The sequence below is a fragment of the Fusobacterium sp. genome (genome assembly GCF_030528405.1).
Lineage (GTDB): Bacteria > Fusobacteriota > Fusobacteriia > Fusobacteriales > Fusobacteriaceae > Fusobacterium.
The window spans coordinates 2,349-25,150 of the sequence record NZ_JAUMYY010000015.1; the positions used below are offsets into that span (position 1 = coordinate 2,349).

Sequence of the window (22,802 nt, forward strand, 5' to 3'; positions counted from 1 at the left end):
TTTTTATTTCTATTTTTAATTCCTTTGAAAGTTTTTTCAAAGAATATAGAAAGTAATTTTTATAAAAGAATAGTTTCTTTAACATTGAGTGGAGATGAAATGCTGTTAAGTTTGGTAGATGATAGTAGAATAGTTGGTTTGTCTGGAAAGATAAATCAAGATAAAGATTTTTCTTATGTTGTAGAAAGTTCAAAAAAATTTCCCAGAGTTGAGAGCAATATAGAAACTTTAATTGAACTGGAACCTGACTTTGTAATAGCAGCTGATTGGATGAAAAGGGATGTCTTATCTCAGATAGAGGATGTAACAGATAATTTATACATATATAAAACTCCTAAGACTTTCATCGAACAAAAGAAGCTGATACAAGAATTGGCAAGAATATTTATGGTAGAAAATAGGGGCAAGAAAATAGTAGAGGATATGGAAGTGCGCCTGGAAAGACTTCAAGAGAAAATAAAAAAATCATATAGTGGAAAAAAACCTAGAATTTTACTTTATACTTCTTATGAAACTACAGCTGGTTTTGACACAAGTTTTAATGATTTAGTTGAAGTTATATATTGTGTAAATGCAGCAGCAGAAATTGGAATAAAGGGTTCGGAAAAAATTTCTAAAGAAAAAATAATAGAAATTGATCCAGATATAATTGTTATACCTGTATGGTCTTCAGATAGCTCACCTAAGTTTGCAGATTTTGTAAAAAATGATACAAGTTTTAAGGATTTAAAAGCAATTAAATCTAAGAAAGTAATTGTAGTACCCTATAGAGTTACGACACCGACTTCACAATATATGATAGATGGAATAGAAATTTTAGCTGAAAAAGTTTACAATTTGAAATAAAAAATATTTGAGGTGAAAGCTTTGAAAAAGGAAAGAATAAATTTTAACTTAGTAATATTTCTTCTATTATTAGTTACCATTACTTTCTCACTTTTTTATGGTGCAGTGAAGGTTCCTATTTTAGAAATATTTAAAATAATACTTAATAAAACAGGGCTCAGTGATTTTGAAATAGCTAAGAAAGGTTTTATACCTATTATTTTTTATGTGAGACTACCCAGAATTTTTGTTTCTATATTAGTCGGAGGCGCCTTAGCTGTTTCAGGTTGTACCATGCAGAGTATACTTAAAAACCCTATAGCCGATTCAAGCATAATAGGTATATCAAGTGGGGCAAGTCTAGGCGCCGTACTGGCTATAGCAACTGGATTAAGTACACAATATATATTTGCTATGCCAATTTTCTCAATATTTTTCTCTCTTTTAGTTTCAAGTTTAGTCTATAGGATATCTGTTATGAGAGGAAGGACAGATAATTTACTTTTAATTTTGTCTGGTATTGCAATTAGCAGTTTTGTAAGTGCAATCTCTTCTTTAATATTAACTAATTTGATGGAATCACAGATAAGAGAATATGTTTTTTGGTCAGTAGGAAGCTTAAGCGGAAGAAGATGGGAGCATTTTTTTCTAGGTCTTGCTCCTATATCGATCTTATCATTAGTACTTTTTTATTATGGGAAAGAATTAAATATTTTGTTGCTTGGAGATGAGGAAGCAAAATCTTTGGGGATAAATGTAGCATTTATGAGGAAGAAAATACTAGTTATGGTTGCTATATTAACAGCTATGTCTGTTTGTATAAGTGGAAATATAGGTTTTATAGGTTTGGTTATTCCGCATGTGCTTAGAAGAATTATAGGACCAGACAACAGGAAATTATTGAAAGCATCTTTTCTTGCAGGAGCATTCTTTTTAAATTTAAGCGATTTAATTTCTCGGCTTGTATTAAGTCCAGCTGAAATAAGTGTAGGAATTATTACAGCATTAATAGGAGCCCCATATTTTGTGTATTTAATCATAAAATTTAGAAGAGGAGGAAGAGAGATATGAATATTTTAGAAGTTAACAATATTACATATAAAATTGATAGTAGAGAAATATTAAAAAATCTCTCTTTTAAAGTAAAAAAATCTGAGATTATAGGTGTTATAGGACCTAATGGAAGTGGGAAAACAAGTCTTCTTAAGGCATTAAATAGAATTAATAGTATAGATAGCGGAGAAATTTTAATAGAGAATAAGAATATAAAAAAATATAGAGAAAAAGATCTGGCAAAAAAGATATCTTTTATGAATCAAAATACCAATTTAACTTTTGACTTTCCCTGCATAGATGTTGTGGTTCTTGGAAGATATCCATATTTAGAAAGATTTGAAGAATATGGAAAAAGTGATGTAGAACTTGCTGAAAAATATATGAAGTTGACAGATACTTTGAAATTCAGGGATAAGTCCATACTGGAGATATCAGGAGGAGAACGGCAAAGAGTTTTGTTTGCAAAAGTTTTAACGCAGGAAACAGATATTACACTTTTGGATGAACCTTTTTCAAGTATGGATATGCTATATGAGGAAGAGCTTTTTAAATATGTGGAATCGATGAAAGATATAGGCAAGACTGTCATTTCAGTTGTTCATAATCTAAGAATGGCAATAAAATACTGCACAAGACTTATACTTCTACATAATGGAGAAATATTAAAGGACGGAAGACCTCTTGAGGTTATAACAGAGGAAAATCTAAACAGAGCTTTTAGTATAAAAACTAAGGTATACCATAATGAGATATCGAACTGTCTGGATTTTCATATTTTATAATTGTATGAATTTATGAAAGGACTTACTATGACTATACTTGATAATGGAGATAAAATTTATAGATATAATAAAAGTGTTATCATCAAATTTACAGGGAAAAGAGCTGTTTTAAGTACAGGGGTTATAAATGGAGGTTATAGTGAACATTTAACTTCTATTTTTAATAACGATGCTAAAACCGCACCAGGAATGGGTTGTCAATTAAAGGCACCTACTTATAAGGAACATATGGAAATCCTTTCACAGGAAATGGGATTGGATCCTAGATATACAAGTGGTTTAGGAACAGCTGCTGATATGGAGAATATGTCTATAATTGTTGAAAAATTTTCTAATTTATCAGTTACTGCACTTGTAACTGCTGGTATAGAAACAAATGGTGGTCGTGTTGGAGATGAGGCTTCATATACTGAAAATAATGGAAAAGTAGAAAAAATTGAAAATATAAAACACGGAACTATAAATATTATTGTATCAGTTGATGCAAACTTAGCACCTAGAACTCTAACTAGAGCCTTAGTAACGATAACGGAAGCTAAAACAGCCGCAATACAAGAGCTTTTAGAGGGAAGCAAATATTCACATGGTATAGCAACAGGTTCAGGAACAGATGGAACAATAGTTTATGCAAATTTAGAAAGTAAAGATATCTATAATGATGCAGGCAAGCATTCAAAGCTGGGAGAACTTATTGGAAAAGCTGTGAAGAAGGCAGTAAAAGATGCGCTTTCTAAACAGTCTAATTTAAATCCTGAAACTCAGAAATCTATTTTTAGAAGATTTAGAAGATATGGTTTCAGTGCGGAAAAAATTTGGTCTAGCTATATGGAGCTTAGGCCAGAAGTAGCAAACAAAAAATTAGAATATATTGAGTTTATAAAAAAAATTGAAAGAGATGAAAAGTTAGTCGCTTTAACATCTTTATATATACATTTAATGGATCAGTTTGATTGGGGTCTTCTTTCAAAAAAGATTGTTGAAGAAGAATGTTTAAATATTTTAAAAGTTGTAAGTAGTTATCTTAACATAAATTTTGATGCTGGGAAATTTGAAATCAGCAGAGAGAAGTATGACAATTTTTTTGATTATTTAGTAGATAGATTCATTTTTATTATGATTGAATTTATTCGAGAAAAATGGGAGGTCTAATGTTTAAAATAGTTTTTATAACATCAAAATTTGATAATATTTATAGCATAAATAAAGTTTCCCATAGTTTGCTTGATGAATATCCAAATAAATTTGATTTTAAATATTATAAGATATCGGAAATAGATAATTCTTCTCAGAAGTATGAAGAACTTAAAGATGATATAGGAGGCAGTAATTTAGTTTGTATTATGCTACATGGTGGGGTATCAACTTTCAAAAAATTTTTAAAATTAAAAGAAGAGTTTAACCAAAGAATCCCATTTTTTATACATTCCACAATAGAAGATGAGAATAGAGAATTTATTTCAAAATCAGGTCTTTCTCTGCTTGTTCAAGATAAGTTGAGTAAGTATTATTCATTAGGTGGGGAAAAAAATTATAGAAATATGATACTTTATACGGCAAATTCATTAGTTAAAACAGATTATGAAGTAGATGATTATGAATTTCCTAGATGGGAAGGTATATATGACTATGAAATTTCAGACTGTATAAGTAAGGAGGAAGAAAAATCCTATTTAGATAAGTTATTGGATAGAAAAAATGTAATTGCTTTAATGGTGCATGGTAAGGAATGGAAAACAAAAAAAATAAAGGTTATTAATAAATTTGTTGAAGAGATAAGAAAAGAAGGAGGCGAGCCCTTAGTAGTCTTTACAAATTCAGTACCTAATCCCGAAATAAAATCTAAAGGTACCAGATGGGTTATAGACAACTATTTTAAAAGGAATGGAAAAGTTATACCCAGTTCAATAATAAACTTAATAGCTTATTCACAAAGTATTTTTGACCAGCCTGGTGATGGAATGGCAATGGTTGATAGAAGTATCTTTGAAGATTTAAATATACCTGTTATACAAGCTATGAATACCTATCAAGACAGAGAAACTTGGGAAAATGATATAAGAGGCTTAGATGCTATGTCTTTGACTTCAAATGTTTACTATCCAGAATTTGATGGACAAATTATTTCAGTTACCTGTTGTACTCACGAAACAGTAATTGATGAGTTTGGAGAAAATTCAATATTTTTACCTATAGATGAAAGAATAAATAAAATAGTAAGAATGGCAATGGGATGGTCTAGGTTAGCTAATAAAGAAAATAAAGATAAGAAAGTTGCCATTATATTACATAATATGCCTCCAAGAAATGATATGATAGGTTGTGCATTTGGCTTAGATACACCTAATTCAGTTTATAATATGGTAGAAACTTTTTCAGAGATGGGAATAATTACGGCTTATAAATTTGAAAATGGAGATGATATTATTCAAAGAATAATAAAAACAGTCAGTAATGATCAAAAATGGCTAAGTGCTGAAAAAGTTTTAGAAAGAAGCATTGATACTATAGAGAAGGAAAAATATTCAAAATGGTTTACAAATTTGGATCTAAAGATAAAGAATAAGATTATAAGTCAATGGGGTGCTCCCCCAGGAGAATTTATGGTATATAATGAACTTTTACCTGTACCTGGGATACTGAATGGAAATATTTTTATAGGTTTACAGCCAGCTAGAGGAATGATGGAAAGAGCTGAGGAGCTTTATCACAATACAGATTTTGTTGTTCCACATCAATATTATTCCTTTTATAAATGGATAAAAGAAGAATTTAAGGCTGATGTCATCTATCATGTTGGTACACATGGCACTCTTGAGTGGTTACCTGGGAAGGAGATAGGGCTTTGTAATTCTTCTTGTCCCGATTTTAATATTGATGATATTCCTCATTTATATGACTATTCAATCAATGTTACAGGAGAGGGTTTACAGGCAAAAAGAAGAAGCTATGCTACACTTATTTCCTATATGATTCCCGCATTAACTTTGGCTGGAGAATATGAGGATATTGAGGAGATGGATGAACTTATTAAACAGTATTATCAAGCTGAAAATGCAAGAGATCCTAAGATAGAGGAAATAAAAGAAAATATTTTAGAGAGAGTTTTTAAATACAATTATAATTTAGATATGAATCTTGATAAAGAAACGATAAGAAATAATTATAAGGATTTTATAAATAAACTTCATTCCTATATAGAGGAACTTAAATCATCTACCATTAAAGATGGCTTACATATTTTAGGGGAAGCAGCTGCTGGAGATAGATGTGCCACATTGATACAGGCACTTTTGAGAATAGATAGTTGTGGAATATTAGCAGCAGACAAAGCAGTAGCAAAAGCTCTGGGCTACGATATAGATGAGCTTATTGATAATCCCTGTGTAGTAAGAGATGGAAAGAGTAATTTAATGCTTTTAGATGATATAAGAAATATTTGCACAGATATAATTAAAGAAATTATAAGTTCAGAAAAGAGTTTAGAGAAAGATATATTTAAAAATGAATATGCAAATTATGGAGTGAAAGAAAAGAAATATTTAAATACTTTAAGAAAAAATATTTTAGAAATAGTTTTACCCAAAATAAATCAAACTGAGAGAGAAAAATTAAATACAAAAATTGGAGCTGAGGGAAAGTTCATTATTCCAGGTCAATCTGGCTGTCCAACTAGAGGAAATATAGATATTTTACCGACAGGAACTAATTTTTATTCCATAGATCCTAATAAAATTCCTTCGAGAGCTGCATGGAAGGTAGGAAAAAAATTAGCCAATGAGTTGATTGAGAGATATCTTTCTGATGAGGGAGAACTTCCTAAAAATATAGCAATGATAATCTACAGCGGTGAAACAATGAAAACTAATGGAGATGATATAGCTGAAGCTCTTTATTTAATGGGAGTAAGACCTATATGGTTAAATGAAGGAGATAGAGTTATAGGGCTTGAAGCAATACCTTACGAAGAGTTAAAAAGACCTAGAATAGATGTAACCTTAAGAATAACTGGTTTATTTAGAGATACCTTTCCTATACTAATTAGACTCTTAGAAGAAGCTGTAAATTTAGTTTCACAATTGGATGAATCAGAAGAAAATAACTATATTAAAAAGAATATAAATGAAGATATAGTAAAACTTTTGGAAGATGGTTATTCTCTGGAAGAATCGGAAAAACTTTCTAAGATGAGAGTATTTGGTTGTCCTCCAGGAACTTATGGGGCTGGTGTCGGCGTTTTAATATATTCAAAGCAATGGAATAGCGCAGAAGACTTAGGTAGAGCCTATGTAAACTGGTCTTCATATGCCTATGGCTCAGATTATCATGGTACAAAGGCAGAAAATATGTTTATGCAAAGAATGAAAAAAGCTGAAGTGACTGTAAAAAATGAGAGCTCTGTTGAAATTGATATGTTGGAGAGTGATGATTACTTTGTATATCACGGAGGCTTAGTTGCAGCTATTAAATATGCAAGTGGAGAAAGCCCTAAATCATATAGTGGTAACACAAGTGATCCAGAAAGAGTAAAAATAAAAAATATCAAAGAAGAAACAGCAAGGATAATGAGAAGTAGAATTTTAAATCCAAAATGGTTTGAGGGTTTAAAAAGACATGGATATAAGGGAGCTCAGGAAGTCAGTGGAGCAGTGGATATATTTTTTGGATGGGATGCAACAGCAGAAGTTGCAGAAGATTGGATGTACGACAGAATAAGTGAGACTTATATAGAAAATGTAGAAAATAGAAAGTGGCTTGCAGAGCATAATCCACATGCAGTACTTAATATAAGTGAAAGATTATTGGAGGCAAATCAACGGAATATGTGGAAGGCATCTCAGGAAAAATTGGAAATATTAAGAAATATTTATTTAAATATTGAAGGAGATGTTGAAGCTTATGAAGAATGAGGGAGGAATAAAAATAAAATATTTAGTTCTGTGGTTAGCTGATGCTTGCAATCTGAACTGTAAATATTGTTATGCAGCTCCCTATTTTACAAATAAATTTATGACTTTTGAAACAGCCAAAAAGGTTATAGATATGTACGCAGATAAAAAATTTACTTTGATTTTAGCTGGGGGAGAACCTCTTTTAAATTTTCAGCTTATAGAGAAGTTATATTATTATTTAAAAGAAAAGAATGAATATGATGTAAAGATAGGCTTGCAGACCAATGCAACTCTTATAGATGACGAGATAGCAAAAAAGTTATCTAATATGGATATAAATATAGGAGTTAGTTTTGATGGAGATGTAAAAATTAATGAAGCTTTAAGAGGTGGAACAAAAGAAACTTTAAGAGGGATAAAATTACTTGCCAGCTACAAAAAAAATATAAATTTAAATGCAGTTATAAGTGAAAAAAATGTGGATAAGCTTGAAAATTTAATTGATATGGCATATTATTTGGGAAATGTAAATGCTGTAGGCTTAGATTTATTGAGAATAGCTGGGAATTGTTTAAAAAATGAAGATGAAAGTTTAAAGGCTATTGATAATGAAACCATCTATATGAACTTAAAAAAAGCTAATGAAAGAGTGAAACTTTTAAGTGCATTGACTAATAAAAAGATAGTTATAAGAGAAATACAAGATGTCAAATTTAGAGAATGTGCAAACTGTCATTCAGACAATTATTGTTATTCTTCGATTGGAGAAGCTATGGTAGTAACCCCTTATGGTGATACCTATCCATGTAGTTCCTTTGTTGGAAATAAAGATTATTATATGGGGAATATAGATTCCAAGATATCAATAATAAAATTAAATTCAGGTAAGTACGAAAGTTGTAATTATTGTGAATATAGAATGATATGTAAGGGTTGTTGCCCATCTCGAATGATTTTTAATAAAGAATATAATGTTGAGGATAGAGATTGCATTTTAAGAAAAGCAATTTTTAAAATCTTAAAAGAGGAAAGAGAACAGGAGGCATTTAATGGCTAAAAATTTTTTATACCCTTTTACTGCCATAGTAGGACAGGAAAAAATGAAAGAAGCGCTTATTTTAAATATTATAAATCCCAGCTTAGGGGGAGTCCTTATAAGAGGAGAAAAAGGAACTGCAAAGTCCACTTTAGTTAGAGGAATAGTAAATTTATTGGCAGAAAGGGAAGAAAACTCATGTGAATTTCATTGTGACCCTTATAAGGTAGATGATTTTTGTTCTCTGTGTAGAGAAAAATATCTTAAAGATGAGCAAATAGAAAGACAGAGCTCTTCTATGAGAGTGATAAATCTCCCGATAAGCGCAACAGAGGATAGAGTGGTGGGAACACTTGACATAGAACATGCTATAAAAACTGGCGAAAAAAAGTTTGAAAAGGGAATATTGGCACAGAGCAATAGAAATATTTTGTATGTAGATGAAATAAATCTCTTAGATGATCATATAGTTGATGTATTGCTCGATTCGGCTGCAATGGGGATTAATACTATAGAAAGAGAAGGAATTTCTTTTTCCCATCCTGCAAAATTTATATTAGTTGGAACTATGAATCCAGAAGAGGGAGATTTAAGACCTCAACTGCTTGATAGATTTGGACTTGTTGTGGATGTAGTAGCAGAAAGAGAAACAAATAAAAGAATAGAAGTTATAAAAAGAAGATTGGACTTTGAAGCAGAACCAGAAAAGTTTATAAAAAAATATTTTGCTGATGAAGAGGAGTTAAAAATAAAAATTGAAAATAGCAAAAAAGTCTTAAAGTATGTTAAATGTAGTGATGAAATGTATGAGTTGGTTGCAAAGATTTCTATTGCTTTAAATGTAGATGGGCATAGAGCTGATATTGCACTTATAAAGACGGCTAGGACTATTGCAGCATTTGAAAATAGAATAGAAGTTATAAAAGATGACATATTAAGGGCAGCTGTCTTGGCTCTACCTCATAGGATGAGAAAAACTCCTTTTGAAGATAGTGTTTTAGATGAAAAACAGATAGAGAAATTAGTGGATAATTTAAGCATATAATGAGGAGGAGATATGGTATTTCCTTTTGTAGCAGTAGAAGGGCAGGACAGATTAAAGAAGGCTCTACTACTCAATATAATTAATGAAAAAATAGGTGGAGTGCTTATAAATGGTGAGAAGGGAACAGCAAAGTCTACTTTAGTAAGAGGACTAGAAAAGATTTTAACGAATAAAAAAATTATAAATTTACCTTTGAATATAACTGAAGATAATTTAGTAGGAAGTATAGACATTGAAAAAACTTTAAAGAGTGGGAAAAAAGTTTTTCAAGAAGGACTTTTGAAAAAATGCCATAACAATATACTCTACATAGATGAGATAAATCTTTTGGGAGAAAGTATAATTAGCACTATTTTAGATGTGGCATCCAGAGAAAAAAATTATATAGAAAGAGAGGGAATAAGTTTTTCTCATGATTCTAAATTTATTTTAATAGGGACAATGAACTCTGAAGAGGGAGATTTAAAACCTCAGCTTTTAGATAAATTTGGACTATATGTTAATGTTGAAGGAAGCCAAGATGTTTTGGAAAGAGTAAGCATAGTAAAAAAAAGATTGGACTATGAAGAAGATCCCATAAAGTTTTCAGAAAAATATTTTGAGTCAGAAGAACTTTTAAAAAAGAAAATCCTAGAAGCTAGGGAAAAGTTAAAAATTATAAAAGTAAGCAAGCAGATTATGAATATAGCTGTTAAATTTATTGAAGAAGCGAATTGTTTAGGAAATAGGGCTGAGATAATTTTAATAGAAACAGCAAGAGCAATAGCTGCCTTTGATAAGAGAACTTACCTTAATATTGATGATTTAAAAGAAGCTGCCAGTTTTGTATTGGCACATAGAATAAATTCTAAAAATAAAATTGTAAATACTGATAAAGAGAATAGAGATTCTGAAAATAATGAATTTAATAATCAAGAACAGGATAAAGAAAATAGAAATAATAAATCGAATCAAAAAGAGGAAAATCAATACTTAAAAGAAAATGATTCAGGCAATGGTGCTCAAGATAACAATGTGGAAAATTTTGATAATGAAGATAAGCAAGAAGAAAATTCACAATATGATGATAATAAGGCTACTGATGAGTTAAAAGAAGAAGAATTTGATATAGGGGAAATTTTTAAACTAAAAAATATTTTCTTAGATGCTGCAAAGGATAGATTAGAAAGACAGGGAAATGGAAAAAGATGTAAAACCAAATCAAGTTCTCTACAGGGAAGATATATAAAAAGTAGTATAGCTAAAGGTAAGATAAACGATTTTGCATTGGATGCAAGTATAAGAGCTGCAGCACCCTATCAGCTTGAGAAAAAAAATAAAGAACTTATGATAAATATAAAAAAAGAGCATATAAGAATAAAACAAAGAGAGAGAAGGACAGGAATTTCTATTTTATTTGTAGTTGATTCAAGTGGTTCTATGGGAGTAAAAAAAAGAATGGAGGCAGTGAAAGGGGCTATTATGTCACTTCTGAAAGAGGCCTATGAAAAAAGAGATAAGGTTGGGATGATATCTTTTAGAAAAGATAGGGCTGAGGAGCTTCTACCTTTTACAAGAAGTATTGATCTGGCACAAAAAAGATTGAAAAAGCTATCAACAGGCGGAAGAACACCTTTGGCTGAAGCTCTTCAAAAAGCATATACTACAGTAAAAAAAGAGATGAAAAAAGACAAGAAAACTTTGCCAGTTGTTATATTTTTGTCCGATGGAAAAGCCAATTTCTCACTTTACAATAGGGAGCCTGTTAAAGAAAGTTTAGACTTAGCCGAAAAAATAAAAAGAGAAGGAATGAAATGTATCGTTATAGATACTGAAGAGGGATTTATTAAATTGGAAATGGCAAGGACTTTAAGTGAAAAAATGGGAGCAGCTTATTATAAACTAGATAATATTAGAAGTGATGATTTGATTCAACTTATAAAAAATAATATTAATTAAAAAAAGAAGGTATTAAGATGTATAAAATATTGAATCGAGGAGATTTCTTTTCCCATGATGAATTGAAGAAAAGTATGGATAAATATTCAAGTAAGTATGGATTTGATGGTTACGAACTTATAAAATATACAAATAGTGATGAAGGGCATTTGAAAGGATACTTTAAAGGTTATCATATCAGATTTTTTCCATCTTGGATGGAATTTTACAAAGAAGATTTCAGCTCCTTGTATGAAGAACTGAAGGATAAGAAATATTTTAAGGCTCTTTGTGGTGGTGAAAATTCAAAGTCGGAGCTAGTGAATTATCTTAAAAATGAGCTAGAAATAGCTAAAAAATTGGAAGTCGAATATATTGTGTTTCATGCTTGTAATATAAAAATACTTGAAAGTTTAACCTATATATTTAAATATTCTGATTTGGAAGTGTTGGAAAATGTTGTTAAGATAATAAATGAAATTTTTGAAAACAAAGACTATAAATTTGAACTTCTCTTTGAAAATCTATGGTGGCCTGGTTTAAGACTTACAAATAAAGAAGAAATGGAATATCTTTTAAAAAATATAAACTATAAAAATATAGGTTTTATCCTTGATACAGGACATATGATAAATAATAACATTGAAATTAAAAATTCTAAAGAGGCAGTTGACTACATAAGGAAGAATTTAGATAATCTGGGAGAATACAAAAAGTATATCTATGGCATGCATCTTAATTATTCATTGTCTGGACAATATGTAAAAACTGCCATAGAAAAAAATAGAAAAATAGATTTAGATATTTATGAATGTATGAAAAATATATACGAACACATTAATCGCATAGATTATCATGACCCGTTTGAAGATGAGGGAATTATAGATATAATAAAGGCTCTTCCTATTAAATATTTAGTATACGAATTAATAGGAAAAAGTGAGGAAGAATTAGAAAGTAAGATAGAAAGACAGGATAAAATTTTGAAAAAATTTTTAGAATTTTAATAAGTAAAATTTAATTTACTAAAAATTATTTGGGGCTAGCACTTATGAGAACTATAGCTTTCTTATATAAGTAAGAAACAGTTAGTTCAAAAAATGCTAGCCCTTATTTAACTACAAAGGAGGCAACTTATATCTCTATTTTTAAAAAAATACTACTCCTTTAAAGTATAGCTATCTAAGACATTTACAGAATTTGATTTATATCTTATATTAGCAAAAATGAAAGCACCTATAATGACAATTATGTTTCCAATTAGAAAGTGAGTTGGAAGAGAACGACACATTAAAAGTGCTTGCAATGCATATACAAGAAGAGCAGCCACAACTAATGTAGTAGATAAGGAAGATCTTATAAATAGAAAAGATTTTTCCCAATTCTTAGAGAATTTTTTAGTCATATTATAAAAGCCTAAAATTACCATCGCATAAGAGAAAGAACTTGTAAGAGTTACTGTTCTAGAGATTGTACTTATATTTATATTGAAAACAATAGGCAAAAGACCAACGATGAAAAAGAAAGATAGTAAATAAATAGGAGTACGGTAGCTAGGGTGTATATATGATAATTTTTTAGGAATCCAACCATCTCTTGCAGCTTGAATTAAAGGCTTTGTACAACTAGCAAGTTGAGAGTTTAATGTTGAGATAAGGGCAGTCCAAGCACCACCAACTATAAAGAAAACATATAAAACTTTTGGTAGAATAGTTTTGGCTACATGAGTTAAAGGCTCTCCCGCAACTTGCGATAGAGGTAAAATTCCTGCTGCAACCGTAGCCATAAAAGCATATAAAACTGCAACAGATATTGTAGATATGATAATTACTTTTGGTATATCTCTGGTAGGGTTTTTTGCTTCTGCCGATAGATTAGCTATTAAAGTTGCACCACCTGTTGCAAAAGTTAATTGTGCAGAAGCAGTTAAAAATCCTAAAATTCCATCAGTAAAAAAAGTTTCAGGCTCATAGTAAGTTGAGAAATTCATATTTAAAATTCCATAGACAGTAAAAATAGTTAAGGCTAGTACCAAACATGAAACAATAATATTTTGAAATTTTGAAAACTTATCAATTCCTAACATATTTAGAATATAGATTATTAGTAATAAACCTATAGCTAGTAATTTTCTGGGAAGCATAGGAACAAAAGGAAGTGCATAGTCAGCGAAAGATAAGCAGTACATAGATAAAGAAAGATTTTGTAATACAAAAAGTATAGTATAAACTCCTGTATATTTTTTATTAAACATAGAGGCAATAATTGAATATATTCCACCTTCAAACCTAGCTACTGTATTTAACATAGCTATTGGTAAGCTTGTTATTAGAACCATAACGGCAGAAAGTATAAAAGCTAAAGGAACAGATCTTCCTGTCATAGCTATAGCAATTCCAGTTAATGCCATTATTCCCGCACCTATAATTTGACCAACGGCAGCACCCATAAGATCCCAAAATCCTAGTTCTTGTTTTAAAGTAGTTTTGTTATCAGTCATATTTCATCACCTGTCCTTTTTATAAAATATGATGAAAAAATAGCTATCTTTAAATTCTATAAAATTTTATTCCAAAACTTGTATCCAACTTTTTTTCCTTCCTGTTATTTTAAGTAAGTCTAACATACTGTCTTTCCATATAAAAGGGCTTCTTGAAGTTTCTATATCCGATTCTAAAAAAGAAAGTGCATACACTATACTCGAAACAGCTCCATATTTTAATACATCCTGATCTATCTCAAATTTAGAATTATGATGAAGAGCTCCTGTTCCTTTTTCTATATTTTTTATTCCAACTAAAGAATAAACCCCAGGCCACAGTGCTAAGTGATATCCCATACTATCAGATGCCATCCATGGCTCTATTTCGATAATTTTTTCTTTTCCCAAAACTTCAGATATTTTTCTTCTGGCTAATTCTGCACATTCAGGGTCATTTTTTACTGGTAGCATAGGGCCTAATATATCAGCAAGTAAAATTTTACAATTATATGCTTTTGAAATATTTTCAACCATATTTTTAATAGCAGATTTATATTTAATAGCTTCGTCCATCTCAAAAAATCTAGCACCACCATTAAATGAAATAGTATTAGGTATAATATTTCCAGCAGTTCCAGAATGAACTTCACCTATGACATCAGTAAAAGGAGTAAAGGGAATAATCTTACGAGTTCTTAAGGTAGACATTCCATTGTATATAGCAACAAAGCAGTCTATAGGATTGATTGCCTCATCTGGTCGTGAACCATGTCCTCCTCTTCCTTCTAAAATAAAATTCAGTGTAATAGCTCCAGACATAACATTGCCAGTATTTATAGCAATTTTACCACTTTCTAAACCAGAATATAGATGTATTCCATAGGAAGAATCAATATGAATATTATTATCCCTTATATATTTGTATAGATAAACATAATTTCCAGTGCCCTCTTCACCTCGTTCAAACATAAAAATTATATTACCGTTAATCATATCTTTGTACTTATATAGTATTTTTATAGCAGTTAATAACATAGCTGTATGTCCATCATGTCCACAGGCATGGCATAGTCCTTTTCTGTCAGAAATTATTTGCTTTTTATTAGATAGATTTTCCTCATCTTCTTCTATTTGTAAGGCATCTATATCAGCTCTAAGTAACACAGTTTTTTCTGAGTTTTTACCTTTTAAAAAAGCTAATATACCACCATGTTCAACATCGATGTAATCTATACCTATATTTTCTAACTCGTTTATTATTTTTTTTACAGTTTCATCTTCAAAATTAGAAGGTTCAGGGTATTTGTGAAAATATTTCTGCAAATCTAACATATATTTTTCTTCATTTAATACTTCCTGCATTATATCAAATTTCATTTAAAACCTCCTCAATTAATATTTATAAGTTTTTATAAAGAATTTAAAAAGCAGTCCAACCAGTTGAAGTTAATATAAACATACATAAAAATGATAGTAAAATAAATACAATAACTTTTGGAAAAACCCACTTTAGCCATTTAGGAAAAGGAACCCCAGCCATAGCACAAGAACCCACAGTCCAACCAAGAGCAGGAGAAATTAAATTAGAAAAACCATCTCCATATTGGAAAGCTTGTATTCCTAATTCAGGAGGCATATTTAATGCTTCCACAATAGGTTTTAAAATTGGTATGAGTATAGCTGCTTTTGAACTTGCAGATGGAATGATTAGATTAATTAATGAGATAACGGCAGTCATTCCAATACTAGCAAATGTTCTTGGAAGATCCATAAGAGGTTTTGTTAATATATATACTATAGTATCCAATACTTGTCCATTGGTAAGAACTAAAGACATTACTTTTGCAAGCCCTATTACAAAACCTACAAAGACTATTGAAGATAGACCTTTAGAAAATTCTTCAGCTAATTTTTTAAAAGAGAATTTTGCAAGAAAACCTGCAATAATACTTACTATTAAATTGATCGCAAGCATAAATGGATAGAGTTGTTTGCTATCTTTAGCAAAGAAAGGATAGGCAACTATTAGGATATATTGCCCTAGAAAAATAAGAATAATTATTATACTTCTTATTGAAAGTGGCACTTTTTTAATTTCATCTATTTTTGATAAATCATTGGGATTCCATCCATCATTGTACATCAATGAATGAGCTGGATTTTTTTTAATTTTATTTATATAGTTTATTAAGAAAAAAAGCCCAACTAACATAAAGAAGTTCATCGATAAAAACATAGTAAAAAATGCTCCATAAACTCTAACACCCATTAACATTTGGCTAGGTGATTGCTTTACAGGCCCTGTTCCAAAACCTATTAGAGTTGCGTATGTTGTGACACCCATTGCACAGATGGGATCTAATTTTAATTTCTTTGAGAAAATAACGCCAATAGGGACAACAGCAATTAAGGCATCTGTTCCTCCAAAGCCTCCAAGGTAAACCATTAAAATAAACATAATAGAGATTAGAATACTTTGGTTTTTATCTTTTAATTTATATATTGCCCAACCTAATAATTCATCTATAGCTCCAGTTGCCATAACAATTGATGTCATAGCACCTGAAATTAAAACAACCCAAATAATCATTCCTGAATCAACAAGCCCTTTCATAATAAACATAAGCATTCCCCATGGGCTTACAGGACTTTGACTTCCTAAATAAGAAAATTGAGAACCTATTATTTTACCTTTTTCATCAATAGCGAATTTTCCAGCTGGAACTATATAAGTTAGCAAGCTTGCAAAGAGCAATAAACCTAACATTATCCAAAATAAATGAGGCATTTTAAGTTGTTTTTTTTCCATTATAACCTCCTAAATATATTAAATTTTGTTTATAATTTAGATTTGAGATTTTGTTAAAGTTTACTATTTATAAATTTTTATTAGTGCTTTTTCTAGTCTTTTTAAAGAATCTTCTATCACCCAAGTAGGAGCAGCTAAATTTATTCTTTCATATCCACTGCCTTCATCACCAAAAATATATCCTTCATCAGTAAAAAATTCAGCCTCCATATGCATAAAATTTTCTAATTCTTCATTTGACAAGTTGAGAGCTCTAAAATCAATCCATTGTAAATAAGTACCTTCTATAAGTCTGGCTTTAATTTTAGGAAATTTTTCATCAAAGAATTTTTTTACAATTTTTTGATTAGTATCTATAAGTTTTATTAATTCAAAAAGCCATTCTTCACCATAAGTATATGCTAGTTCACATGCCTTATAGCCCAAAATATTTATTGAAGCACTTCTCATAACCTGCAAAGTTTCAGAATATTTATCCCTAAGTTCTTTGTTTTTGATTATGATATTAGATGTTGCCATTCCAGCTAGGTTAAATGTTTTTGAAGGGGCTGTACATAGAATTAAATTATCTTCAATTTCTCCACCCAGCCTTCCCATCATAAAATGTTCATACCCAGGCATAATAATATCACACCATATTTCATCAGATACAATAATAGTATTATTTTTTACTGCTATTTCTCCTAGTTTTTTTAATTCATCTTTTTTCCAAACTCTACCGATAGGATTATGAGGGCTACAGAATATAATAAGTTTATTCTCAGCCTTTTTAGCAAGATTTTCTAGTTTTTCAAAGTCTATTGTATAGTATCCATCAGTTTCTATAAGAGGGCAATTAACAATTTTTCTGTTATTTTTTTCAATAGCCATAGAAAAAGGATAGTAAACAGGTCTAAAAATTATAACTCCATCTCCAGGATTAGTAAAAGCATTAACGGCTGCATAAAAAGCATTTACAACTCCTGGGGTATTAACAATCCATTCTTTTTCAACTTTATATTTATGTCTTTTTTCTATCCAAGAAATAACAGAATTAAGAAAGCTTGGATAAGCAGCTGTATATCCTAATATGACTTTATCCAAATATTTTTTTAAACCTTCTATAACTTCTGGTACAGGTTTTAATTCCATATCAGCAACAGATAAAGGCACAATGTTATCAGCTACATTAGGATTCCATTCATACATTTGTTCCCACTTAATAGAGCCAGTATTTTTTCTGGATTCTAGAGTTGTGAAATCATACTTCATACAGAAAACACCTCCTTAAAGTTTTAGAAATTTAATAATTCTCAAATTTTAAATAAAGTGTAATGTTTTATGTTTATAAAAAGTTGTTCTTATATAATTTCATTGAAATCACCTCCTTAATTCCAATGACATTTGCTTAATAATCAAAAATACCTCTTATAGCTAAGTAATAAATTGTAGATATGAGTATAAAAATAAGCAACACAGGAATGGTCTTTTTTACTAAGCCACTGAATGTTGTTCCTGTTCTTTCTGTTATTATTCCCAAACAAACATGGGCAGGAGAAATTTGCATTGCGATATATGTTAAGCTCATCAAAAATGTGAAATATGCTAAACCAACATTTTGTAAAGTATTAAAGGCGATTGGAATAATTATAGCTATAATAGCCTGACTGCCTACTAAAATTGTTCCAAAGAAAAATAAAAGCGCAAATATAATATATGGTGGAATAGGAGAGGCAACAAAGTAAGAGGGTAATCTTTCAATCATACCTGTATAAATTAGCACTTCCTTAAATATCATTGTTATTATAGTTATGAGAACCAACCTAATTTCAAAGGCAGAAACAAAAAATTTATGAATTTCTTGGAAATTAAATTTATCAATAATAAAATTTAAAATAATAATTATTAAGACAGTTATATAGACAGGAATTTTAAAAATTAAAATTATTAAAACCACAGAAACAATTGTCCACATACTTCTTAAAACATTTAACCACTCTTGTTTATAATTAATATTAATTTTCAAACCTTCATTTATTTTTGGAATTTTTCTAACATATAAAAAATATCCTATTAAAAATAAACTTAAAACCAAAGGAAGCATTAAAAGTACAAAGCCGCTCATAGAAATATTAGCTAAAGAAATAGCAAGTATAATAGAAGAATAAGTGGGTAAGAAAGATTCTGAAATATGTCTGTAGTAAGATGTAACAAAAGTTTTTTCATCATCGTCCAAATATTCACCAGCCGCTGTGTCAACAATAGGAGCAGCGATCAAAACGGCACCAGGAGAAGGTAACATTCCTATTATAAAAGGAACTATCATTGAATTAACTCTTCTGGAATTAAAAATATTGCTTATAGATTTTTCCGCAAGAATTAATTTACCTCTTTTTTCTAACATTCTTTGTAAAAAAGTAATAGTGTAAAAAGATAAGATAATATTGATAGTGTTTTTTCCCAAGATTGCCTTTGAAAAAATATCAGGATAAGATGGAAGAGGTATTTTATAGAGTACCAATGTTGCGATAATGCCACAACTAATTGAAATATAGAGGGGCTTATTTAATTTTATAACTGTGATAATTACAGAAAATATAATAATAATCTTTATGATATCCATAATATATCCCCCTTATAAATTAAAATATTCTATAATTAAGTATCTTAATTATTTAATATATTTTATAATGTAAAGATAAAAAAATCAAGTATTTTTATGAAAAAATAATAATATAAAAAATTTTACTGTTAATTCAAAAGCTATTATTAAAGGAATAATTATGTTATACTAGAAAAAAATCATTTTGGAGGATTTATGAATGTAAATGAATATAGAAAAGAAATTTTAGAAGCAATAGTAGATTTAAATGAATCAGAAGAACAAGTAAATACTCGATATGTAAAATTAAATAAAATGATGGAATCAATTTATAATTTTATACTGGCTTATTCAAACTATTATTCTATTAGAAGAGATTATGGTAGTGGAGAAAAATTTACAATGATAGAAATGCATATATTAACAGAAATATGTGACAATGATGGAATAACTGTAACTGAGTTGGCAAAAAAATGGGATAAGACAAGCAGTGCTATATCGCAAACAGTTAGAAGATTAATGAAATGGAACTTAATAAATAGAATAAATAATGAAGATAATGGAAAAATCTATCATCTTTCAATTAGCCAAAAAGGTAAAGAAATAGTTTTATTTCATAAAAGATATGATAATTTAGATATTATTAAAACTCAAAAAATTTTAGCTAGAAAATTTAAAATAGAAGAATTGGTTGCCTTTGAAAAAATTTGTTTGGAATATACTAACATTTTAAAAGAGAGAAAAAAGAAGTAGAATATAAAAAATACTGATAGTTCATATATTATCAGTATTTTTTATTTTAAATAAAAGATAAAAAGATATGAAAAGTGTTAAAAACTCACTAAAAAAAGCTGAAAACCATATTCCATTTTCACCAAATTTATCTGGTAAAAACATCAAAAATATACTATTAAATAGGATACCTCTAGGGAAAGTTATTAAAGCTGAGTAAAAAATTTTCTTTATTGCGCTTAAGTATGAAGAGATGAATATATTTATTCCCAAAATCAAATAGTAAAAACTGTATATTCTAAGCGTTTTAGTTAATTTTTCTATTAAAGATATGTCTTTAAAAAAAAGACTGGCAATCTCAACTGAAAAATAGTTTACACTTATAAAAAATAAAAAACCAAGTAAAGTTAAAAAAAGAAGTGATATTTTTAAAATTGACTTCAAAATAGAGTAATTTTTCTTTCCTAAATTATAACTTATAATAGGTTGTATACCTTGGCTAAATCCTATCATTGTCATTACTATAATTGAAGTTATATAAGAAATGACACCAAAAATGGGAATGGTGTTTATACTTGTCTTGGTGAGAATTACCCAATTATAAATTAATATTAAAAGACCTGTAGAAATTTCAGTTATAAATTCTGAAAAACCAAATTTAAAAAATAGGAATACTTTTTTAAAATTTTCTTTTCCTATTTTTGAAAATTTTATAAATTTAGCTTTAAATTGAATATAAAAGAAAAGCATAGAGCAACTTATCATTTGTGATATTCCTGTAGCAATAGCAGCACCTTTTATGCCATATGAAAAAACAGCCATTAATAAGTAGTCAAGAAAAATATTAAAAACTCCTCCTATCAAGACGCATATAAGAGGATAAGAAGGGCTGCCGTCTATCTTTATATATATTTCAAAAGCATAGCCAAGTGTATAAAAAAATGAAAATAAAATAATGGTTGAAAGATAATCCTTTAAATAAATATAAACTTCTTGATTTCTATTCACACCTAAAATATTTATAACATTTTCTAAATTAATTAATATTATAAATGTAATAAAAAGACCTAAAAAAAAATTTACTAGGCTTGCAAGTGTAAGAAGTTTATTTGCTTCTTCAATTCTTTTTTCACCAAATTTTATAGAAATTAAAGTGGAGCTTCCCACTCCTAACATAATTGAAATTGCAAAAATTAAATTTATCAAAGGGAAGGTCAAGTTTACTCCAGCAAATCCTAGCTTTCCGATATATCTACTTACAAAAATACCATCCACCATGCTATATAAAGTAAATACCCACATTGACAAGACATTTGGAAAACTATATCTAAAAATTGTCTTACTTATTGAGTTTTTTAACATAATAATTTTTCCTTTCATTTTTTATATTTCATTATATCTAAATTTTATAATTAAGTGAATAGTCTTAAAAACTAAAGCATTAAATAAGCTTTATAGAATATAATGAAAGAAAAAATAAAAAATTTTTTGTGATTTTTTAAAAACATATTGATTTATTTTTTATATCTGTTATACTGAACTTGTATTAGTAAGTTTTGTTATTTTTTAAAATCACTTTAATAATTATTTTTTAAAATTTAGGAGGACAAAGAAATGGCAAAGATAGTTGAATGTATACCAAATTATAGCGAAGGTAAAGATTTAGAAAAAATTGAAAGAATTGTTGCACCTTATAAAAATAATTCAAAAATAAAACTTTTAAGCGTTGAACCAGATGCAAATTACAATAGAACTGTTGTAACTGTGTTAGGAGATCCTGAAGAAGTTAAAAAGGCCGTTATAGAGTCAATAGGAATTGCAACTAAAGAAATAGATATGAATGTTCATAAAGGTGAACATAAAAGAATGGGAGCAACAGATGTTGTACCATTTTTGCCGATTCAAGAAATGACTACAGAAGAATGTAATGAGATTTCAAGAGAAGTAGCAAAAGCTGTATGGGAACAATTTAAACTTCCAGTATTTTTATATGAAAGTACAGCAACAGCTCCAAACAGAGTATCTCTACCTGATATAAGAAAAGGTGAATACGAAGGTATGGCAGAAAAAATGAAACAAGCTGAATGGGCACCAGATTTTGGAGAAAGAGCACCTCACCCTACAGCAGGAGTTACAGCTATTGGTTGTAGAATGCCTTTAATAGCTTTTAATATTAATCTAGCTACAACAGATATGGATGTTCCTAGTGCAATAGCAAAGGCAATAAGATTTTCAAGTGGAGGATTCAGATTTATTCAAGCTGGACCTGCTGAAATTTTAGATAAAGGCTTTGTACAAGTTACAATGAATATAAAAGACTATACTAAGAATCCAATTTATAGAATAATGGAAACTGTAAAAATGGAAGCTAAAAGATATGGCGTAAAGGTTACAGGTTGTGAAATTATAGGAGCAACTCCATTAGCAGCTCTATCAGATTCATTGAAATACTACTTAGCATGTGATGGAATAAAAGAAGATGTAGATGCTATGCCAATGGAAAAAGTAGTGGAATTGATGGTTAAATACTTAGGACTTACAGATTTTGATGTTTACAAAGTTTTAGAGAAAAATATTTAGTAATTTATAAGGGCTGTTAGAGAGCTAGCAGTCCTTATTTGTAATTTATACAAAGTAAACTATTAGGA

General features: G+C 29.2%; 17 protein-coding genes. 11 read left to right on the top strand and 6 right to left on the bottom strand.

Going from position 1 to position 22,802, the window contains the following annotated elements; genetic code table 11:
* The 9 genes from Q4A58_RS03730 to Q4A58_RS03770 all read left to right on the top strand — a co-directional run.
* Positions 1-846: ABC transporter substrate-binding protein (locus tag Q4A58_RS03730; protein ID WP_303116670.1), on the top strand; the 846-nt coding region annotated here is incomplete at its 5' end.
* 21 nt (positions 847-867) lie between these two features.
* A complete protein-coding gene (locus Q4A58_RS03735; protein WP_368501108.1) occupies positions 868-1,896 on the top strand; it encodes a FecCD family ABC transporter permease in 1,029 nt (342 codons plus the stop codon).
* Positions 1,893-2,663, top strand: coding sequence for an ABC transporter ATP-binding protein (locus Q4A58_RS03740; RefSeq protein ID WP_303116673.1), 771 nt, complete (start codon positions 1,893-1,895; stop codon positions 2,661-2,663). Before Q4A58_RS03735 ends, Q4A58_RS03740 begins: the two co-directional genes overlap by 4 nt.
* 27 nt (positions 2,664-2,690) lie before the next feature.
* Positions 2,691-3,812: an adenosylcobinamide amidohydrolase gene (locus tag Q4A58_RS03745; protein ID WP_303116674.1), complete on the top strand. Its 1,122-nt coding sequence runs from the start codon at positions 2,691-2,693 to the stop codon at positions 3,810-3,812.
* Entirely contained in the window at positions 3,812-7,570 is a 3,759-nt protein-coding gene (gene cobN / locus Q4A58_RS03750) for a cobaltochelatase subunit CobN (RefSeq protein WP_303116675.1), read from the top strand. The genes Q4A58_RS03745 and cobN overlap by 1 nt, the downstream gene beginning before the upstream one ends.
* Positions 7,560-8,609: a radical SAM protein gene (locus Q4A58_RS03755; protein ID WP_303116676.1), complete on the top strand. Its 1,050-nt coding sequence runs from the start codon at positions 7,560-7,562 to the stop codon at positions 8,607-8,609. The genes cobN and Q4A58_RS03755 overlap by 11 nt, the downstream gene beginning before the upstream one ends.
* Positions 8,602-9,633 (top strand): ATP-binding protein, encoded by a 1,032-nt coding sequence (locus Q4A58_RS03760; RefSeq protein ID WP_303116677.1) that lies wholly within the window; start codon positions 8,602-8,604, stop codon positions 9,631-9,633. The genes Q4A58_RS03755 and Q4A58_RS03760 overlap by 8 nt, the downstream gene beginning before the upstream one ends.
* Before the next feature lie 12 nt (positions 9,634-9,645).
* Complete coding sequence (locus Q4A58_RS03765; protein ID WP_303116678.1) at positions 9,646-11,571, top strand: VWA domain-containing protein; 1,926 nt, start codon at positions 9,646-9,648, stop codon at positions 11,569-11,571.
* A 17-nt stretch (positions 11,572-11,588) separates the two neighbouring features.
* Entirely contained in the window at positions 11,589-12,557 is a 969-nt protein-coding gene (locus tag Q4A58_RS03770; RefSeq protein WP_303116680.1) for a TIM barrel protein, read from the top strand.
* Between the two features lie 152 nt (positions 12,558-12,709).
* Here the strand turns inward: Q4A58_RS03770 and Q4A58_RS03775 are convergent, their stop codons facing one another.
* The 5 genes from Q4A58_RS03775 to Q4A58_RS03795 all read right to left on the bottom strand — a co-directional run bounded on the left by Q4A58_RS03775 (position 12,710) and on the right by Q4A58_RS03795 (position 19,443).
* Entirely contained in the window at positions 12,710-14,050 is a 1,341-nt protein-coding gene (locus Q4A58_RS03775) for an APC family permease (protein WP_303116681.1), read from the bottom strand.
* A 66-nt stretch (positions 14,051-14,116) separates the two neighbouring features.
* Positions 14,117-15,409, bottom strand: a complete 1,293-nt coding sequence (locus Q4A58_RS03780) for an amidohydrolase (RefSeq protein ID WP_303116682.1) — start codon at positions 15,407-15,409, stop codon at positions 14,117-14,119.
* Positions 15,410-15,452: 43 nt separating this feature from the next.
* Positions 15,453-16,841 (bottom strand): AbgT family transporter, encoded by a 1,389-nt coding sequence (locus Q4A58_RS03785; RefSeq protein ID WP_303116683.1) that lies wholly within the window; start codon positions 16,839-16,841, stop codon positions 15,453-15,455.
* Between the two features lie 63 nt (positions 16,842-16,904).
* Positions 16,905-18,092 carry a MalY/PatB family protein gene (locus Q4A58_RS03790; RefSeq protein ID WP_303116684.1) on the bottom strand — a complete coding sequence of 396 codons (1,188 nt, stop codon included), beginning with the start codon at positions 18,090-18,092 and terminating at the stop codon, positions 16,905-16,907.
* Between the two features lie 136 nt (positions 18,093-18,228).
* Complete coding sequence (locus tag Q4A58_RS03795; RefSeq protein ID WP_303116685.1) at positions 18,229-19,443, bottom strand: DUF401 family protein; 1,215 nt, start codon at positions 19,441-19,443, stop codon at positions 18,229-18,231.
* Between the two features lie 195 nt (positions 19,444-19,638).
* On the opposite strand from Q4A58_RS03795, the gene Q4A58_RS03800 reads away from it, so the two are divergent.
* Complete coding sequence (locus tag Q4A58_RS03800) at positions 19,639-20,175, top strand: MarR family transcriptional regulator (RefSeq protein WP_303116686.1); 537 nt, start codon at positions 19,639-19,641, stop codon at positions 20,173-20,175.
* A 21-nt stretch (positions 20,176-20,196) separates the two neighbouring features.
* On the opposite strand, the gene Q4A58_RS03805 is transcribed toward Q4A58_RS03800, so the two are convergent.
* The gene (locus Q4A58_RS03805) at positions 20,197-21,516 is read right to left on the bottom strand and encodes an MATE family efflux transporter (RefSeq protein WP_303116687.1); all 1,320 of its coding nucleotides are present in this window, start codon (positions 21,514-21,516) and stop codon (positions 20,197-20,199) included.
* Positions 21,517-21,768: 252 nt separating this feature from the next.
* Here Q4A58_RS03805 and ftcD point away from each other — a divergent pair, with 252 nt between their 5' ends.
* A complete protein-coding gene (gene ftcD / locus Q4A58_RS03810; protein WP_303116688.1) occupies positions 21,769-22,734 on the top strand; it encodes a glutamate formimidoyltransferase in 966 nt (321 codons plus the stop codon).
* Positions 22,735-22,802: the final 68 nt, after the last annotated feature.

Bases quoted from the DNA above. Each gene is read 5' to 3' on its own strand.
- Q4A58_RS03785 (WP_303116683.1), bottom strand. From the start codon at position 16,841: ATGGAAAAAAAACAACTTAAAATGCCTCATTTATTTTGGATAATGTTA.
- Q4A58_RS03790 (WP_303116684.1), bottom strand. From the start codon at position 18,092: ATGAAGTATGATTTCACAACTCTAGAATCCAGAAAAAATACTGGCTCT.
- cobN (WP_303116675.1), top strand. From the start codon at position 3,812: ATGTTTAAAATAGTTTTTATAACATCAAAATTTGATAATATTTATAGC.
- Q4A58_RS03780 (WP_303116682.1), bottom strand. From the start codon at position 15,409: ATGAAATTTGATATAATGCAGGAAGTATTAAATGAAGAAAAATATATG.
- Q4A58_RS03770 (WP_303116680.1), top strand. From the start codon at position 11,589: ATGTATAAAATATTGAATCGAGGAGATTTCTTTTCCCATGATGAATTG.
- Q4A58_RS03775 (WP_303116681.1), bottom strand. From the start codon at position 14,050: ATGACTGATAACAAAACTACTTTAAAACAAGAACTAGGATTTTGGGAT.
- Q4A58_RS03765 (WP_303116678.1), top strand. From the start codon at position 9,646: ATGGTATTTCCTTTTGTAGCAGTAGAAGGGCAGGACAGATTAAAGAAG.
- Q4A58_RS03805 (WP_303116687.1), bottom strand. From the start codon at position 21,516: ATGTTAAAAAACTCAATAAGTAAGACAATTTTTAGATATAGTTTTCCA.
- ftcD (WP_303116688.1), top strand. From the start codon at position 21,769: ATGGCAAAGATAGTTGAATGTATACCAAATTATAGCGAAGGTAAAGAT.
- Q4A58_RS03755 (WP_303116676.1), top strand. From the start codon at position 7,560: ATGAAGAATGAGGGAGGAATAAAAATAAAATATTTAGTTCTGTGGTTA.
- Q4A58_RS03800 (WP_303116686.1), top strand. From the start codon at position 19,639: ATGAATGTAAATGAATATAGAAAAGAAATTTTAGAAGCAATAGTAGAT.
- Q4A58_RS03740 (WP_303116673.1), top strand. From the start codon at position 1,893: ATGAATATTTTAGAAGTTAACAATATTACATATAAAATTGATAGTAGA.
- Q4A58_RS03795 (WP_303116685.1), bottom strand. From the start codon at position 19,443: ATGGATATCATAAAGATTATTATTATATTTTCTGTAATTATCACAGTT.
- Q4A58_RS03760 (WP_303116677.1), top strand. From the start codon at position 8,602: ATGGCTAAAAATTTTTTATACCCTTTTACTGCCATAGTAGGACAGGAA.
- Q4A58_RS03745 (WP_303116674.1), top strand. From the start codon at position 2,691: ATGACTATACTTGATAATGGAGATAAAATTTATAGATATAATAAAAGT.